Below are 18304 nucleotides of genomic sequence, written 5' to 3' on the forward strand. Positions count from 1 at the left end.
CCCCGGTGGTGGCAATCCCCCCGGTGGTGGCAATCCCCCACCACCGCCGCCCCTGCCGATCGACCTCATCATTGGCAAGACCGATAGCGCCGATCCCGTTAACGAGGGCGATAGCTTTAACTATGTTCTGACCGTCCAAAACCAGGGAACTGGAACGGCCACCAACATTACGGTTGAGGATAGTCTGCCCACAGGTTTAGCGCCCAACGGGACGCCCACAGCCACCAATGGTTTTACCCCCACGATCGCGGGAAATACTGTCACCTTTACCGGCGGGGTTCTTAACGGCGGCGCGAGCGCAATTTTGACCATTCCCGTTATTGCCACGACGGCAGGAATCAAGGACAATACCGCGATCGTTGATCCGGCCAATGCGATCGCCGAAACCAATGAAACCAATAATCAAGCCACGGCAACTACGACGGTGGAACTACTCGTTGCCCCGGTTGCGGTAGATGATCCCACCCCGGCCCTACCGGCTGACAGTACCCCAGCCAGTAACCTGTTCCATATTGCCTTGAATGGCACGCTGAGTACGAGCCTTACGAGCAACGATACGATCGGGAATCCCCAAGCCACGGGAACCTTTGGCAATGTCGTGTTGGCCGGAGGCGCACCGATCGCGGGCGCGGTAACCGCCAATGCCTTTGGCGACTCGGTGGTGCTGCCGGGAGGGGGGTCGCTAGCTGTCACTACGGTGGCCGCTGGTGGCACGCTGGACTTTACCCCGCCCACGGACTTCACCGGATGGTTGACCTTTGACTATCGCTTGACGAATAGCGAGGGGTCGGATGATGCCACGGTGACGATCGCGGTGGGTGAGCGGCCCGATGCGGTGGATGATGCTTTCACCTCCCTGGGGAATGTGGGGATTACGGTGCCTGCTGCCTCTGGGGTCCTGAGTAATGATACGGGCGATCAACTAACCCTACTGGGATTTGGCAACAGTTTGGCAACGGCGACGGGGACTACTCCCGGCAATGAAATTACCCTGGCCAGTGGCAGTACGGTGCTGCTGAATGCCGATGGTAGTTTTGCCTACGATCCGGCTCCAGGGTTTACGGGCAATGAATCCTTCTTCTACACGATCGCCAATGGCTTTGGTTCAGAAACGGCAGAGGTGGAATTAACCATCAACGATCGCCTCTGGTTTATCAACGACAACGCCCCCGGCTCAGCCAACTTGGGTACGCTGAGTGATCCCTTTACCTCCCTCGCGGCCTTTAATGCGGTCAACGGGACGGGTGGCAACAATCCCGGTGCGGGGGATGATATTTTCCTCCATGCGGGCAGTGTGACTAACTATGCCAATGGCATTACCCTACTTAATAACCAAACCCTCACTGGCCAAGGTGCAGCGGGGAGCAGTCTGGCAAATCTCCTCGGTTTGACCCTACCCACCTTTAGCAATCCGCTCCCGGCCATTAACGGAACGAGTCCCTTCATCAACAATGCGGCGGGGAATGGGATCACGTTAGGCCAAAACAACACGATTCAGGGAGTGAATGTGGGGAATGCCAGTGGTTGGGGGATCAGTGGCGGTGCCGTCGGGACCCTGACGATCGTGGATATGAGTATGCAGAATACGATCGGCAATGGCCTACGGGTGACCACCGGGGGAACCGTCACCATTCAGGGGACAACGAACAAAATCGTTGCTAACCAGGGGGCCGCGATCGACCTCACCAATGTGGTAGCGGATATCACGCTAAGTACCGTAGCCTCGACGAAATCAGCGGATGATGGCATTGATCTGGATAATGTTAGCGGTCGGTTTACGGTGACGGGTGCCACCACCATTACCGACCCAGCCGATAACGGGATTACCGTTGGCACAAACTCCAGCGTGGATGTTACCTTTAACACCCTCGGCATTACCAACGCGGGCCGCAATGGCATTCAACTGGAATACCATACGGGGACCTTCTTGGTCACAAGTGGCAATATCTCGAATGTGGGTGCTTTGGGTGCCGGGGTGGCGATCGGCGGCGGTAATGGCGATTTCACCTACAACGGCGATATCACGATCGGCACAGGGGACGGTCTGCTGTTGCTAATTGCCGGTCGCACGGGCGGCGCGATTACGTTTGCCAATGGTTCCCTGATCAGTCTTAATGCCCAAGGAATTCCCCTGAACCCCCCAACACCCGCTCTCCCCACGGTTGGTGCCTATTTGGGATCGGTGCCCTTTCTGGGGCTTGGCCTAAATACGGCGGGAAGTACTACCATCGCCTCTTTGGGGATTGTTTATGCAACGGGTACTAAAAACGAAGTTTACTACCCCCTGAGTCCGGGCTATGCGCTGACCCTTAACAGCACTTCCTACGGAGCCGGCCCCCTAATTGTGCCCTAGGGGGTAAGGGTGCGGCTGCTGGCTGGCTGGCGCCCCGTTATGATTTCTGACAAACGTCACCCAAAACACAATTACTTCTGTCCCATGATCTAGAGTTAAGGAGTAGTACCTCGCGATCGCAGCACGACGCTGTGGGTTAATCGCGTCCCATCACTGGCCCCAGGATGACCGATCGGGCTTGATTTCCTGGTCCAGATTGGGGGAAATGGGCCATTATAGGGAAACCAACCTTTGCCACTCCCCATTCTTTAACTGATACTCGCTGATCCGTGCCTAGCATTCTCTATGGTGAAGTTCTCCGGCCTCAGGTATTGAGGTCCGGGGGGTATTATGCATGGTATTCGGCGTTTTCCCTCTACTTAACTGACAAGGAGACCTATTCCCCTCCGTGGGGATCGTATGTTTGAGCTACTGACCGTAGTTGCGATCGTGTTGCTGGGTTCAGCCCTCTGCTCTGGGATTGAGACAGCCCTGCTCTCGGTGCCCCTGATTAAGGTGCAGCAACTTGCCCAGTCCCGCAAACTCGCGGCGATCACCCTACTGACGATCCGTGAAAAAATTAACCGCCCGATCGCCACGATCGTCGTCCTGAATAACATTTTCAACATTGTGGGCAGTATGACCGTTGGCCACCTAGCCACTTTGGTGCTGGGCGATGCCTGGTTGGGGATTTTCTCTGGGGTGCTGACGTTTTTGATCATTGTCTTTGGGGAAATTCTACCCAAGACGATCGGCGAACGCTATGCCGAACCGATCGCCCTGCTGGCTGCTTTGCCCGTGAGGGGGCTAACGGTGCTGATGTTGCCATTGGTATTGGCGATCGAGTGGGTGACGGCTCCCTTCACGCGGGGGAAACGGCGTTTCACGACTAATGAGGCCGAAATCCAACTGCTGACTAAGATTGGCCGCCAGGAAGGCATCATCGAGGAAGGGGAAGCGGAAATGATCCAGCGGGTTTTCCGCCTGAACGACATGATCGCGGCTGATCTGATGTCGCCCCGGGTCACGATTACCCACATTCGCGGTGATTTAACCCTGGCTGAGGCTAAATGGCCCGTGATTGCCTCGCAGCACTCCCGCATGATTGTGATTGGCGACACGCTGGATGATGTCCTGGGTATTGTTCTCAAGAGTGAAGTGATGACTGGGTTAGTGGAAGGACAGGTGAATCGCAAAATCTCGACGCTAACCCGTCCGGTACGGTTTGTTCCGGAAACTGTCCGTGTGGATAAGCTCCTCAAGGAATTCCTCAGTTCCCGTGAGCATATTGCGGTGGTGCTGGATGAGTATGGGGTCGTTGCGGGGGTGATCACCCTAGAGGATGTGCTAGAGGTCCTTACAGGCGAGATTGTCGATGAAACCGATCGTATTATCGATCTGCAAGAGGCTGCCCGCCGTCGCCACCAACGTCTGCTCAATTTCCTGGAACCGGGCATCGCCCGTTAAGTGCGTAGGCGAGGGATGGCGATCGCAGTTGAACATTCAAACCGGGCGGGACCCGGTAACTCAGTAGATCACCAATTGAACCTGGGATAGCCCCGTCGGTTGTCCCAGGGGCAGACAGGGTGCCTACCCCACACCTGTTTTTCGTTCACGTCGCCTCTCTGCTAGGCGGGGTGAATCATGTCTTCTGGACGCACCAGTCGATCAAAAGCATCCCCAGTCAGGAACCCCAGGGCAACACAGGCTTCCCGTAAGGTTGTGCCTTCGGCGTAGGCTTTCTTGGCTACCTTGGCGGCATTATCATAACCAATGTGCGGATTTAAGGCGGTCACAAGCATGAGGGAATTATCAAGGAAAAACTGAATTCGATCGCGATTCGGTCGCAGCCCAATCACCAAATAGTCAGTAAATAAACCACAGGCATCGGCTAACAGGCGGATGGAATTGAGCAGGTTAAAAATCATCATTGGTTTGAACACATTCAATTCAAAATTGCCCTGGGTGCCCGCCATCGCGATCGCCGTATCATTGCCTAAAACCTGCAAACACACCATTGTCATCGCCTCACATTGGGTGGGATTGACTTTCCCCGGCATAATTGACGATCCCGGTTCATTTTCGGGTAGCAATAATTCCCCTAACCCACAACGCGGCCCTGATCCCAGCCAACGCAAGTCGTTGGCAATTTTCATGAGCGAACAGGCCAGGGTTTTCAACGCGCCACTGGTCATGACGATCGCGTCATGGGCTGCCAAAGCGGCAAATTTATTGGGGGCACTCACAAAGGGTAAACCCGTCAGGGTGGCAATTTCTGCGGCGACCTGTTCGGCAAAGGCAGGATGGGTATTCAATCCGGTCCCGACTGCCGTCCCCCCGATCGCCAATTCGTATAAATCCGGCAGGGTGGCTTGTAAGCGTGCCAGGTCCTTATCCAGTTGATCCACATAACCGGAAAATTCTTGCCCTAAGGTTAGGGGCACCGCATCCATCAGATGGGTACGGCCAATTTTGACAATGTTGCTAAAGGCCTCTGCTTTCGCCGCGATCGCCGTTCGTAGGCCCGTCACTGTCGGTAACAACCGCTGTTGGATTTGCTCCACAGCCGCAATATGCATCGCCGTGGGGAAGGTGTCATTTGACGACTGGGACATATTGACATGATCATTCGGGTGAATTGGGGTTTTGCTACCTAACCGTCCCCCCGCCAACGCGATCGCGCGGTTGGCAATCACCTCATTCGCATTCATATTGGTTTGGGTGCCGCTCCCCGTTTGCCAGATGCGCAGGGGGAAGTGATCATCTAAGCGCCCTGCGATCACCTCATCCGCCGCCGCAATGATCAGGTCCGCCTGATCGGCTGAAAGCTTGCCTAGATCACGATTGACGATCGCCGCTGCCTTTTTTAAGATCCCCAAGGCCCGAATCATCTCCCGTGGCATCACATCATGGCCGATCGCAAAGTGGATGAGGGAGCGTTGGGTCTGTGCCCCCCAGTAGCGATCGTTGGGAACGGCAATTTCTCCCATACTGTCAGTTTCAGTTCGGGTTCCGGATGGCATCAGCGGGAAGGTTGAGGTTGGTTCCATAGCTAGGGTAGCAAGCGTTAAGGATGCGAGTTCACAGGCGATCGCATACATTCATGCAAACAGTGCTTATGCAAAGAATTTACCAGAAAAGGGTGCTGAATAAATCGTAACAACGGACTAAAACAATAGCAGAGGATAATAACCATACCAATCAGATTTACAGCCGTTCCCCCTCTAATGAAGTACGGTCAAGCCTTGCGAACAAGGGGCTTAAGCTCCTTGCCTATACCTCACCGAGGATGGAAGTGCTGTAATAACATCTCGAAAATACCAGTTTTCGTAACTGTGTCTACGTGATTATAAGGAGTTGAGGCGATCGGCTTTGCCACCCCTGTTAATTAATTCGAGGTTCTCGTAATTAGATTGGCTGCTCATCCTGGCAATCTGTGACACCTCTCAGGTATTCTAAAGGTAACAAATTAGGGTTTGGATGATGATCACACTTTGTTTGAATATGATTGTGAAGAATGAAGCCAAAATTATTGAGCGTGCCCTGACCTCGGTGAAAGACTATATTGACTATTGGGTAATTTCAGATACCGGTTCAAACGACGGCACTGAGAATATCATTCAAGAATTCTTTGATCGGCACCAGATTCCGGGTGAGCTAACACGAACAGCATGGCAAGACTTTGGTTTTAACCGTACCGTGGCCTTAAAACAGGCCCGCAATAAAGGGGACTATATTCTACTCATGGATGCCGATATGGTCCTGATTGTAGATGATCCAAACTTTAAACAGCGATTGGCTAGCGAGGTTTATCTGGTTTATCAAGGAACTGAACTTACCTATGCTAATCCTCGAATTATCAAGGGATCTTTAGAGGTAGAATACCGAGGCGTCACCCATGAATATCTGCATATTCCCCAGGCCAATCGCGAAATTCTCACGGGCATCAAGTTCATCGAATACTGCGATGGTGGCAATCGGCCCGAAAAGTTCCAACGCGATATCCAATTACTAGAAGCCGGACTCAAAACGGAACCAGAGAATGAGCGATATTGGTTTTATCTCGGCCAGACTTATAAGGACTTAAAGCAGTATGATAAGGCAATTATTTGTTATAAAAAGCGCCTAGAGTTGGGTCTTGCCTTTAAGGAAAAAGCTTGGCGAGAGGAAATGTATTATTCGCTCTACATGCTTGGCTACTGTCACCAAATGGGAAACAATTGGGCAGCCGCACTTGCCTATTATCTAGAAGCCTATGAATACTATCCTAGACGGGCAGAGGCTGTTTATGCGATTACCCAGTACTATCGATCGCTCAAAAAATATAAGCTGGCCTATCAATTTGCCCAATGGGGTCTGAACATTTCCTATCCCGCCGACGATATCCTGTTCGTCAGTCATGATGTTTATGCCTATAAATTTTTATATGAGTTAAGTATTCTTTTCTACTATCTTGATGAGAAAAACAAGGGTTATCTGATATCAGAGCTATTAATCCACGATCGCGATCGTCAGGTTAGCGAATCGATTCGTCAAAACATTCATAGCAGTCTTTTCTTTTACATCCCATCCTTAGAGGAGCAACTTGTTCCCAATGTCGATCGCGAAACCGATCGCGAAACCATTGTTGAATTTCAAGCCTTAACGGTCTCCAAAAATAAGCCAGAGTATAAATTAACTAATCCTTCTATTATTTTTAGTCCAGTACAGGATCAATATCTCATTAATGTTCGCGAGGTTAACTATACATTTCACCTGGAAGAAAATCGCTATGAATATGACGATAGAGTGATAACCTATAACCACATTCTGGCGATCGATACTGCTACAATAAAAGATGATTTTAATAGTCAACCATTGAACCCTAACGATCACGAGCACATGCAGGAATATGCAGTGCTTGAGTCACAGAATACCCCGCCGATCCCAACCTACCCTAGTCCCGTCATCGGTTACGAAGATATGCGCCTGATCCAACTGGATGGGCAATTGTGGGGGTTAGCGGCGACCAGGATGATGAATGTCCACAACCGCTACGAGATGGTCCTGTGTCGCTTAACTCCCGTCCTGAGCCAAGATAGCCCAGGGGGCGACACCAACCCCCTACCCAGGCAAATCCAGCACTATGTCATTGATCGCGTCCTGAAACTACATGGGGTTGAGGACGAGAAACACCAAAAGAATTGGATGCCCTTGATTTATCAAAATACCCTCTATCTGATTTATCAGATGGAACCCCTGACAATTTTACGACCCGACCTGGAAACAGGCCACTGCGATCGCATTCATGAAAGTCGCATTGACCTTAACCTCCAACGATATCGGGGCGGAAGCCAACTGGTGGCCTACCGATCGGGGTATTTGACGATCGTTCACGAAATGATCTGGCAAAATAATCGCCGATATTATTTCCATCGCTTTGTGTATCTAAAACCCCAGTATCCCATCGATGAATCTCCCCACCCACAACTGCAAGTAGCCGAAATCTCCCCCCTTTTCTATCTCAAAGAAAAATCCGTCGAATATGTGTGTGGCCTGACAATGACCCCCGATAATCAGCATCTCTTGATCAGTTTTGGTGTCAACGATCGCGAAGCCTATCTGGCCAAGCTGCCGATCGGCACCCTCAACACCTTCCTCACACTCCGACACCAACTTGCAACCGACTCAGTTTCTTTGGGTGCCAAACATTTAAATAAAATGACATCTACCCAGCCGTTCCCTCTCTAATGAAGTACGGTCAAGCCTTGCGAACATCGTCCTCGTGTTTGCGGTTGCCTTGCTGGCCGTGAGTGCCCACATCTTTTTACCCAATGGCCTAGCAGCGCCTGCCCCCATCGAAACGGAGACTGCCCTCCTCCCTGCTGTCTCCCCATTCTGATTGCTGATCCCCCCCGGAGCGGGGCCTCCCCTGGGCCAGGGGCAGTCAAGCGACGAAATGTCAACTTAGTCATGCGGCGATCGCCGCCGTGCTGTAAATTATCACGTATGCACGATGATGACGAGTTGCTAGTTCTTGACCCAGACAGCGCCCTGGGTAGCCCCCTGGATGACTTGGATGCGATCGATGTCGATGCGACACCCAAGCCTGATCCGGAGGCAATGTTACTATTGCTAGATTCTCCCGACCCGCAACAACGGATGCTAGCTGCCCGTGCCTTTTGTGATATTCAGGACGAACGGGCTATTCCCCATCTCATGCACCTGCTGGCCGATCGTTGTCCTCTGGTGCGGGTGAGTGCAGCCTATGCCTTGGGGCGTAACCCCAGTACAGTGGCAGTTGATTCCCTCATTACCCAACTGGCTGACTGGAATGGCTATGTTCGTAAAGGCGTTGTCTGGGCCTTAGGTAACTGCCATGATGAGCGATCGCTGCTGCCCTTAATCGATGCACTGAAGACCGATATTGCAGCAGTACGCCTGTGGGCGGCCAGTGCCCTGGGCCAGATGTCGGCGGTAAGCTACGAGGCCACGATCGCGGCGGTCCCCCCCCTGATTGAAGCCCTACGCAAAGATCCGACTGCCGTTGTGCGCAGCAATTGTGCCTGGTCCCTCGGCCAACTCTGCCGCGAATTACCCTCCAACGTTGTTTATGCCACAGCCGTCGATGCCTTGATTGAAACCCTGGTGGAAGATCCAGATCTAGGGGTCCAAGCCGACGCTAAAGCCTCGCTGCTCAAGATTGGCGACTCGCGAGCACTGCAAATGATCGAAGATTTGGAGCAGGAAGGATTTTTATAATTCTCGGCAACTCTTCATCAAAACTTTATCTGATGAAGCACTGTTGCCCTAGCCTCTCCGTAGATTCACCTGCCACAATGCCCAGAGATAGGCGTCGGCTGGTATTTGGGGAGTTCTATCAATATGCGAGTGTGGCCCACCCTAGATGGGCGATGAGTCCTGTCCAAGCTTGGGTAAGCCCCACACAAAGCAGCCAGTGACGCTCAACCCAGGGTAGTCTTAGGAAGGTCGGCTGGAAACATCCCTCACCTGGAACCATTGACCAGGCAAGGCTAGGGTGTTCAACATGATTATCCGCGTTGCTCTTCGGTGCATCGCACAGGATCATCCCACTTCCCCAATGTCACATTGTTTATGGAACGAAATTGCAATGAAATCTTTACTGACAGCTAGCCTAGTCGCGGCAACAACGGCAACAGCCCTAGTGGGTTCACTGAATCCGGCCCAAGCATTTTCCTTCACGACTAACTACACGACCGACGGGACGGGTGGCCCACCGTTGGGGAATATCCTCCTGGAGTCGGTTGAATTTGACGGGATGATTTTTACGGATTTTGTCCTGATCACAGCCGCCAATATTATCGCGAACGACGCCTATACCGGCGGGAATTCGGGAGCAGCCAGTTCTGATCGCGGGGATAATGCCAGTGGCATCGCCGTTGAAGATCCCACAGCGGCCCAGTTAGTGGCCAGCTTGGGTAACCTCAATCTGAACAATATTGTGGATACGGAAGATCGCGGTTCCTTCACGATTGACTTTAGCTTTGCCAAGGCGGTCGAACACCTCTTTGTTTGGGAACGCGGGCAAAACAGCCGCTTAGGCATCCAGGCACTCGATACTCAGGGCAATACCATTGGTAATTTCCTAGAACTGTTCAGTGGCGACTTTGACTACGCTGGGTTCAACATTGACACAACGGAAATCGAACAATCGCAACCCGTTGGTTCACGCGGTATTCGGCTTTCCGATCTGGGGGTAACAGGTCCCATCACAAGCATTCGCGTTTCGTCCCAAGCCCGCTACAACGGCCCTGACTTCAAGATTGTCGGCGGGTCAGCAGCCGTCCCCGAACCCACCACAATGCTTGGTCTAGCACTAGCAGGGGCGGGGTTGGTGTATACCCGTCGTCGTCGGCAAGTTCAGAGCTAGGTCATAGGTGCCCAGTAATCGCGGTGATGCACTCCGAGCTATGGCCCTTGTGAGGGGGGGATTGGCAACGATCGCCCCCCTTATCGCAAGGACTCAGATAGGTAATTTGCCCCCGCCTCCACCGCTGCGATCGCGGTTTCATACTGCATCCGGGTGGGGCCAAGGACGGTGACGCTCCCCACCGGGACTGAGCCACGGTGATAGGTGGACGATACCAACGCACAGGTGCGGATGGGTTCCAGGGGATTCTCGGCACCGATCCGCACGGTCACTCGTCCGGCGACGGGCGACTCCTCCGATGCTTCAAAAATTAAGGGCGACAACTGGGCCTGGTTATCTTCTAGTAACTGCATCAGTGTTTGTACCTGCTCCAGTTCCGAAAACTCCGGTTGTCGCAACACCTCCGAGACGCCCGCAATTAACACGGGAGCCGCCGTCCAAGAGCAGGCCAGTGACTTGAGGTGCGATACCAACATCCGCAGGAAATCGGCATACTGGGCAAATTCCTGATCCAATCCCTGGGGGGTAATCCCACTCAGCGCTGTCAACGGTTGGCCACGCAAGTGCTGGTTAAGGAAATTCGACAAAATTTGCAGTTCATGCTCGATCGCCGCTGGATCATCTGACTCAAAGGGCGGTACGGGTCGATACGCCTGACTCGGGGGAGCAGAGGAGACCGATAGCGGCCCCACTTCATGGCCATAGTGCGGTAGATTAATCAACACCGATTGCGTTTCATAGATATCTGTCACCACAATCAGCATCACCTGCCCCGGATCAACCTGCACCAGTTGCAGGTGGCGGATCGTCGCCGTCGAGGTTTGGGGTAGGGTAATTAGCGTAATATACCCACTCAGGCGGGCAAGGAGGTGGGCTGCGCCCCGGAGCAGGGCTTCTAAACCCATCCCCGGGCGGCCCAACTGTTGGGACAACATGGCGTATACCTGGTTCGCTTGCCCTGCGGACGGTCTGAGCAATTGGTCCACATAAATCCGATAGCCCGAATCCGAGGGTACCCGACCTGCCGAGGTATGGGGTTGATAGAGAAGACCCGCCTTCTCCAGGCCCCCCATTGCATTGCGAATGGTTGCTGGACTTACCTTAAAGTTAAATTCCTCAGTCAGCGCTTTTGATCCGACTGGCTCAGCAGTCGCAATATAATGCCGCACTGTTGCCCAGAGGACGTGTTGTTGCCGACTGGTCAGATTCACGCGCACAGCCATTGAGGTCGCAAGCTTAGTACCTTAAGGATAATATCGATTTTTGAAAACACAGGATAGTGAATAGGATACCGTTAAAAACCCAGGATAGGGAATAAAATTAGACGTTCGGTACCCCTTTTAGGCGGGGTTGTTGTCGCCAGTGGCCTCTGCTGAGCTGTTGTCGCCTTGGCCGAGGGATTGCATAAACGGCAAAAAGACCGACACTAAACCGGGATGGCTCACCAAAAGGGTTGGATAGGCCCGTTGACCGTAGTCTTGTCCCGGCGATAGGGGAAACAGGCGATCGGCAGGGAGCGGCACCCAAACGGCACCAGCGGCCTGGGCGATCGGCCAGACCCCGGCAATGTCCCAGATTTTGGGGGTCGCTTCCACCCCACCGAGGGCTACCCCCGCTGCCACCAACAGCAGGTTATAGCTGGCAACCCCAAGCATTCGGACTTTACAGGGAAACCCTGGCCCCAGCACGGCGGTACTGCGGGTACAAACGTTAAAGAAATGGGTACGGGTATTGAATCGGGGGTCCTCCCCAGCGTGATCGGGGTGACTACGGATTGCCTGGTGGTTGCGGTAGGCCGCAGGGGTGAGGTTCAGGCCAGAGTCTCCGGGCCAAAAACCATAAAAGGTCTGGCGGAGGGGGGGTAAGACCACATAGCCAAAGACCGGGGTCCCTTGGTAAAGCAATCCCAGGGAGATCCCCCAGATCGGGATGCCCCGCGCAAAATTGGTGGTGCCATCGAGGGGATCAACAATCCAACACCAGTCCTGATCTGGGAAGGTGTGGGCCAGCTCCTCCGTGAGGACGCCATGGGTCGGGAACATCGCCGCGATCGCCGTGCGGATCGCCTGATCGGCCCACTGATCGGCACGGGTGACGAGGCTACCATCCGCCTTTTCGGTGGCCTGCACCTGCCCAAAATCCGCCAGTAATTGCGCCCCCACTTGGGTGGTGGTGGTTTCCGCAAACCTGAGAATGCCCGTCCAGAAATCGTCCATGTCATCCAGTGCTTTGTGAGCTTGAATAGCTTAGGTTCGGTAGGCGGGGGCAACGGTAGGGCGGTCCAACCAGGCCCGTGCATGGGGTGGGGATCGGCGGCTTGCCCCCAACCAGCAACCCGTCATTGGGAGAATGACCGTCCACGCGTTAATCCAGTTCATTTTCCAGAATCGTGGCGATCGCCTGCTGGGCATCTTGGCGAAATTCCTGAACATCCACCCGCTGCAAAAACCAAACGGCCAGGAGCATTCCCAGGGCTTGGAGCACAAAGACGGCTCCGTAGGACACTAGGGGAACCGCTACCCATTGCTCCACCAGGGTGAAGGCGGCTCCGTAGGGCACTAGGGAAACCGCCACCCATTGCTCCACCAGGGTTTGGACACTCCCCCCCATAACCGTGGCCACCCCACGGGCGATCGCCTGGGACAGTCCCCAAGCCCCGATGAAGGTTCCTGCCGTTTCCGCGATCGTCAAGTCCAGCATCAGACTAATCGCGCCAGTGGTGGTAATCCCAGAGGCCAGACCAAACAGCAGCAAGGCCGCCAGCAGCAGATCGGCATTCCCCGTAAACCCCGCCAAGAGAATGAGGATAAAGCAACCGGAGACAGCGAAGCAGCCCAGGCGTGTGGTCCGTTGCTTGCCCAAGCGGGGAACGACGAGAAACCCCGTTGTACTTAAGCCAATCAGGGTGCCCAGTCCCCAAAAGGCGTTTAATCGAGTCGTTTCAGCCAAGGGCATCGCAAAGACCTTGGCGGCGTAGGGTTCCAGGATCGGTTCCTGCATAAACAGGCTGATGGTCATAACCAACAGGAAGGTAAAAAACAACCCCGTTTGCCGGGAGGCGGTGAGGACCTCAAGGGCGCGACCCAGGGTGATGCTGTCCTCGCGGTTGGCAAGGCGGGAGCGCGATCGATAACGGGAGTAGCGGTTCTCAATCCCGATCGTGCCCACGACGACTAAGACCAGGACCAGGGCAAGAACCTTGAGGAAGAGCTGATTCACCGATGCCTGAACCGTGGCGATCGGGGCATCCGGTGCCAATTGTTTGAGCAGAAGGCTGCTGACAATGGCCCCAATAATGATGCCCACCATCAGCATGGACCAGACAATACCGACTAACTTCGAGCGATTATGTTCTTCCGAGACATCCACCAATAGGGCGGCAAAGGGGGTGGAACTGGCACTGAGGGCAAGACCATATACCCCAAAGACGATCGCTAATAAGCCCACTAACTCATAGGTTTGCAGGGACCACCCGTGGGCTTGCAGGCTATTACCCAACTGCCAACTGACCTGGAGGGCTAGGAAAGCCGCCGTCACAAAACAGGCCGCCCCAAACCAGACGTAGCCCGTGCGGTGATATCCCAAAAACGGCCTGGCATCCGAAAGTTGCCCAAACCAGACCCGCGCCGGGGCCATAAATTGGTGGACAGCGATCGTACTGGCAGCCACAACGGCTGGGATGCCCAGTTCCGCAATCATGATCCGATTCAGAATGCCCAGGGTGAGCAGTGACATCATGCCCAAGCCCATTTGGAATAGGCCCAAACGCAGCATGGTCACCCAACCCAGCATCGGTAGGGGGGCCATCGTCATAGCCGTCTCATCAGAAGGGATGCGCTGGGAATCGACGGAGGGGGAATCAAAAGGGGGTTCAATCGCCATAGGACTGGGGAAATACGGATATGCAACCAGAAAATTACCAACGGTTCCCAGGGAGGGGTATTTCCCATCCTACAAGGGGATGCAACGTATACAGCAGCCATCTACCGATTGATGGGGTAGGATCAGGGGGCGGAGAGATATTTTTTACTAGAAATTCTACGGAAGCTGAGGATTTGTTAGGATGCGGCGAGGCCATCGATCGTGATAATAACGATCATTTAAGCGGCTACCACCGTTTGCAATCGGACGAATGAAGTACCTTAAATTCTAGTGAACAGGGTGTTCAAGCACTTTGTCTGTATCTTTCTGGCAATGGTAGTGCTGTCGCTGCCGTTGATCCACGCCACATTATAAACCTAGCGAAATAGGTATTTTAAAATACTATTTCTTGTCCGCTGATGAGGGCTATCGTAGTGTTACTGATTGCGGGGAAACCACCTAATTTCCCACCGCTTCACTGCCTCCCGCGCTATTTCCCTTGACGATGAATCAGCCACCAACTTTATCCTATGATCCTGGTAATTGGTTATGTCAGTCCCTGTCAGATCCGCTCACAACACCTCCCCCATCCGATCACCCAGATTGGCCCCCCCATTCCGCTCTGCCCCCAATCACCTTAGCAGAGGTACCCCTTACGAATCGCTACCGTTGGCTACTTGACCACCTCCCGGACCTCCTCTGTTGTTGTACAACCGATGGCCGGATTACCTATGCCAATCGGGCCTATTGTCAGTTTTTTCAGCGATCGGAGGCTCAATTGCTGGGTTTACCCGTGTGGTCATTGCTGCCGGGATCGGATCAAGCCCGTTTTCAGCAGGCGATCGCCCACAGCCAAGACCAACCCCAGCCCCTCACGGAGACAGTGGCCATTGGGGGGGCAACGGTTGAAGCCGCCCCGCAGCGATGGGTTACCTGGACTTTCCAATGCCTGAGACCCGAGTCGGCCCCTCTGGATGGGGAGACCCGCCAACCCATTGAAATTCTGATCCAGGGCCGGGAACCAGCAACGCCCCCTGACGCAGCCAGCGATCCGCGTCGTCCTCCAGTTGACGATCAGGGCGATCGGGCGATCGGCAGGCTGCCGGCAACTCCGCCTGACCCCGTTTGGGCAATTCCGCTCTCGATGACTGATATCCTTAACCATGCCGGGGTTTCCCTTGCCAGCTTCCGCCTATACCGAGATTCTCGTTGGGAGTATGACTACTTTTCTGAAGGCTGTGCGTCAGTGTTTGGCTACACAGCCACTGAGTTTATCGGGGATGCCCAGTTGTGGTGGTCCCAAGTTGATCCCGGCGATCGCCAGCGGGTGATTGTCCCCGCCCAGGCACAGCTCTTGCATGGCCAAGATACTCGCACTGAATATCGCTTCCGCCATAAGGATGGTCGGATTCGCTGGATTGAAAGCATCCTCACATCCCGATACGATGCCGCGATAGACTGTTGGCACGTGATTGCCGTTGATAGCGATATCACGCCCCTGAAGCAAACTGAATTACAACTGCGGCAGCAGGAGGCTAACTTCTCGGCCCTACTAGAAAATATCGCGGGAAGTATTTGGGCTGTCGATCACCACTATCGCTTAATTATTGGCAATACCCATTTCCAGCAAATGATGGAACAGGGGTTGGGGCACCCCTTGCAGCCAGGAGACTCGGTGCTAGCACCCGCTATTCCAGCAGAGATCCTGGCTGAATGGCAAGGCTATTACGATCGGGCCTTGGGGGGTGAGCAGTTTAGCATTGAGCGACCATCCCTGTACAATCCGACGGTCAGTTGGAGCGACCATCACTTTAACCCCATCCGGGCGGCCAATGGTGACATTTTGGGAGTAACCGTCTTTGGGCAGGATGTCACCGATCGTTGGCAGGCCAAAGCCCAACTTGAACGTCAGGCCGAGCGTCTGCGGGAAGCGCAACGGATTGGGCGGATTGGTAGTTGGGAATGTGATTTCACCCAGGGGATAACCACTTGGTCAGAGGAGTTATTTGAGATAGCGGGGTTAGACCCACAACAACCCGCTCCTGGTTATCCCGACGTGCTGGCCCTTGTCCATCCCGACGATCGCCCGATGTACCAAGCACTGATTGAGCAAAGTCTGGCGATGGGGGGGAGCTACAACACGGATTTGCGGATTCTATGTGCTGACGGCAGCCTGAAGTACATTGCCGTACATGGGGAAGCTGTTATGGATACCCAGGGGCAGGTCATCCGGATGTTGGGAACGGCAGTAGATATTACGGCGCGGAAACGAGCAGAAATAGCCCTCTGGCAGCGGGCCGAACGCGATCGCCTCGTGAAAACCATTACCCAAAATATTCACCAATCTCTCGATTTGGCCCAGATTTTGGCCACGACGGTGAATGATGTGCTGGGGGTGCTCCAGGTTGATCGCGCCTTGATCTTTCGGCTATATGCCAGTGGGGCTGGTTCGGTGATCCAAGTCGCCACGACCCCAGACTATCCCTTACAGGACATCTTGCAGTGGCAGGATGCCTGCTTCAGTGATGATCACCACACTTTTTATCGCCAGGGCCAACCTCGCCCAGTCGATGACGTGTTGCAAGACGACTGGCGGGACTGCCAAGCTGAATTGATGCATCAGCTAGGGGTAAAGTCCAAGCTAGTCGCCCCGATTTTAACCCCCAGTGAAGCAGGTCCGCCCCTACTGTGGGGTCTGTTGATTATCCATACCTGCGCTCAGCAGCGGGTTTGGCAGGCAATGGAGGTGGATCTCCTCCAGCAAATTGCCGATCGGCTGGCGATCGCGATTCAGCAGTCGGAGTTATACAATCAGGTGCGTCAGTTTAATGCCGATCTGGAACATCAGGTGCAAGTGCGCACAGCGGAATTGCGCAATGCCTTTGAGTTTGAAGCGACCCTGAAGCGGATCAGCGATCATGTGCGGGACAGCCTGGATGAGGCGAAAATCCTACAAACGGTTGTGCAAGAGTTGGTGTATGCCCTAGGGGTGAGTGCTTGTAATGCGTCCCAGTATGACTTGGAGCGCGGCATTGCGGTGGTGAACTATGAATATACCCGCTTGCCCCGGCCCTATAAGAACCGGACGATCCCGTTGGCCGAGCGGCCCGAAATTTATGAAACGCTCCTGCAGTTGCGATCGCTACAATTTTGTCCCTTACCGCCCGATCCGGAGTTGGGCAAGCTGCTGATGTTGGTGGTTCCGATCCAGGATAACCAAACCAGTTTGGGGGATCTCTGGCTCTTGGATAACCACCCTGGTCGCCAATTTAGTGAACAGCAAATTCGGCTAGTGGAGCAGGTGGCCAATCAGTGTGCGATCGCCCTGCGGCAGTCGCGCCTATATCATGCGGCCCAGCAGCAGGTGACGGAACTAGAGCGTTTGAATCAACTGAAGGACGATTTCCTGAGTACGGTCTCCCATGAACTCCGTACCCCGATGACCAATATCATCATGGCGACCCAGGTGTTGGAGATCTTGCTGGCTAGGGCTAACTTTACTGAGCCGGATGCGGAGCGGGTCGATCGCTACTTCCAAATTTTGACCAATGAATGCCGGCGGGAGATGAATCTGGTCAATGATTTGCTGGAATTTTCGCGTCTGGAAACAGCAACCGAACCGTTAGTGTTTACCCCCGTTGATCTGGGCGAGTGGTTGCCCCAACTGATCAAGCCCTTTGAGGAACGACTGCAACAGCAGCAACAACGCCTAGCGCTTGAGCTGGAGGCTAACTTGCCACCGATCAATACCCACATTCCTTCCCTAGAGCGGATTATTATGGAACTGCTCAACAATGCCTGTAAGTACACCCCCGCCGGGGAAACGATCGCGATTACCAGTCAACGGATCACGATGCCGCGTGGGGCGCTATCGCCTACCGATCGCGGCCCCTCCCCATCGGGCGATCGCGCAGCACCTCTTGAGGAGAGTCAGCTACGGGTGAGTATCTGTAACAGTGGGGTAGAAATCCCGGTAGCAGAACAGGAGCGCATTTTCGAGCGGTTCTATCGCATTCCCCAGCATGATCCTTGGAAGTATGGGGGCACGGGGTTAGGGTTAGCACTGGTGAAAAAAATGATTACCCGAATTCAGGGCGAAATCCACGTGGAAAGCCAGAACCACTACACCTGTTTTGCCTTAACTCTGCCATTCTACGATCCCCTTGTAACCTAGTACAGGCAACATAAAATTTCGAGTTTAGTCTAAATTTTATTGTTCC

10 protein-coding genes are annotated in these 18304 nt (G+C 54.0%); 6 read left to right on the plus strand and 4 right to left on the minus strand.

Annotated features, from left to right (window positions below; all coding sequences use genetic code 11):
- Positions 1 to 2353 (plus strand): beta strand repeat-containing protein (locus tag ACWIUF_RS06350; protein ID WP_448571448.1); only part of this gene is annotated, 2353 nt, incomplete at its 5' end.
- Positions 2354 to 2752: 399 nt separating this feature from the next.
- Complete coding sequence (locus ACWIUF_RS06355) at positions 2753 to 3799, plus strand: hemolysin family protein (RefSeq protein WP_448571449.1); 1047 nt, start codon at positions 2753 to 2755, stop codon at positions 3797 to 3799.
- Between the two features lie 161 nt (positions 3800 to 3960).
- Here ACWIUF_RS06355 and fumC read toward each other — a convergent pair whose 3' ends face one another.
- Positions 3961 to 5382 carry a class II fumarate hydratase gene (gene fumC, locus ACWIUF_RS06360; protein ID WP_448571450.1) on the minus strand — a complete coding sequence of 474 codons (1422 nt, stop codon included), beginning with the start codon at positions 5380 to 5382 and terminating at the stop codon, positions 3961 to 3963.
- A gap of 430 nt (positions 5383 to 5812) precedes the next feature.
- On the opposite strand from fumC, the gene ACWIUF_RS06365 reads away from it, so the two are divergent.
- The 3 genes from ACWIUF_RS06365 (at position 5813) to ACWIUF_RS06375 (ending at position 10223) form a co-directional block, all read left to right on the plus strand.
- The gene (locus ACWIUF_RS06365) at positions 5813 to 8062 is read left to right on the plus strand and encodes a glycosyltransferase (protein WP_448571451.1); all 2250 of its coding nucleotides are present in this window, start codon (positions 5813 to 5815) and stop codon (positions 8060 to 8062) included.
- 258 nt (positions 8063 to 8320) lie between these two features.
- Positions 8321 to 9073 (plus strand): HEAT repeat domain-containing protein, encoded by a 753-nt coding sequence (locus ACWIUF_RS06370; RefSeq protein ID WP_448571452.1) that lies wholly within the window; start codon positions 8321 to 8323, stop codon positions 9071 to 9073.
- A gap of 370 nt (positions 9074 to 9443) precedes the next feature.
- Positions 9444 to 10223 (plus strand): exosortase-dependent surface protein XDP2, encoded by a 780-nt coding sequence (locus ACWIUF_RS06375; RefSeq protein ID WP_448571453.1) that lies wholly within the window; start codon positions 9444 to 9446, stop codon positions 10221 to 10223.
- 80 nt (positions 10224 to 10303) lie between these two features.
- On the opposite strand, the gene ACWIUF_RS06380 is transcribed toward ACWIUF_RS06375, so the two are convergent.
- The 3 genes from ACWIUF_RS06380 to ACWIUF_RS06390 form a co-directional block, all read right to left on the minus strand.
- Entirely contained in the window at positions 10304 to 11446 is a 1143-nt protein-coding gene (locus tag ACWIUF_RS06380) for an HrcA family transcriptional regulator (RefSeq protein WP_448571454.1), read from the minus strand.
- Positions 11447 to 11563: 117 nt separating this feature from the next.
- The gene (locus ACWIUF_RS06385) at positions 11564 to 12439 is read right to left on the minus strand and encodes an inositol monophosphatase family protein (RefSeq protein ID WP_448571455.1); all 876 of its coding nucleotides are present in this window, start codon (positions 12437 to 12439) and stop codon (positions 11564 to 11566) included.
- A gap of 148 nt (positions 12440 to 12587) precedes the next feature.
- The gene (locus ACWIUF_RS06390) at positions 12588 to 14036 is read right to left on the minus strand and encodes a BCD family MFS transporter (protein WP_448571456.1); all 1449 of its coding nucleotides are present in this window, start codon (positions 14034 to 14036) and stop codon (positions 12588 to 12590) included.
- Positions 14037 to 14589: 553 nt separating this feature from the next.
- Between ACWIUF_RS06390 and ACWIUF_RS06395 the strand changes: the two genes are divergently transcribed.
- Positions 14590 to 18258, plus strand: a complete 3669-nt coding sequence (locus tag ACWIUF_RS06395; RefSeq protein ID WP_448571457.1) for a PAS domain-containing protein — start codon at positions 14590 to 14592, stop codon at positions 18256 to 18258.
- Positions 18259 to 18304 lie beyond the last annotated feature (46 nt).

It is taken from the genome of Trichothermofontia sp., from assembly GCF_053493415.1.

Bases quoted from the DNA above. Each gene is read 5' to 3' on its own strand.
- ACWIUF_RS06370 (WP_448571452.1), top strand. From the start codon at position 8,321: ATGCACGATGATGACGAGTTGCTAGTTCTTGACCCAGACAGCGCCCTG.
- ACWIUF_RS06375 (WP_448571453.1), top strand. From the start codon at position 9,444: ATGAAATCTTTACTGACAGCTAGCCTAGTCGCGGCAACAACGGCAACA.
- ACWIUF_RS06385 (WP_448571455.1), bottom strand. From the start codon at position 12,439: ATGGACGATTTCTGGACGGGCATTCTCAGGTTTGCGGAAACCACCACC.
- ACWIUF_RS06390 (WP_448571456.1), bottom strand. From the start codon at position 14,036: ATGACGATGGCCCCCCTACCGATGCTGGGTTGGGTGACCATGCTGCGT.
- ACWIUF_RS06365 (WP_448571451.1), top strand. From the start codon at position 5,813: ATGATGATCACACTTTGTTTGAATATGATTGTGAAGAATGAAGCCAAA.
- fumC (WP_448571450.1), bottom strand. From the start codon at position 5,382: ATGGAACCAACCTCAACCTTCCCGCTGATGCCATCCGGAACCCGAACT.
- ACWIUF_RS06395 (WP_448571457.1), top strand. From the start codon at position 14,590: ATGAATCAGCCACCAACTTTATCCTATGATCCTGGTAATTGGTTATGT.
- ACWIUF_RS06380 (WP_448571454.1), bottom strand. From the start codon at position 11,446: ATGGCTGTGCGCGTGAATCTGACCAGTCGGCAACAACACGTCCTCTGG.
- ACWIUF_RS06355 (WP_448571449.1), top strand. From the start codon at position 2,753: ATGTTTGAGCTACTGACCGTAGTTGCGATCGTGTTGCTGGGTTCAGCC.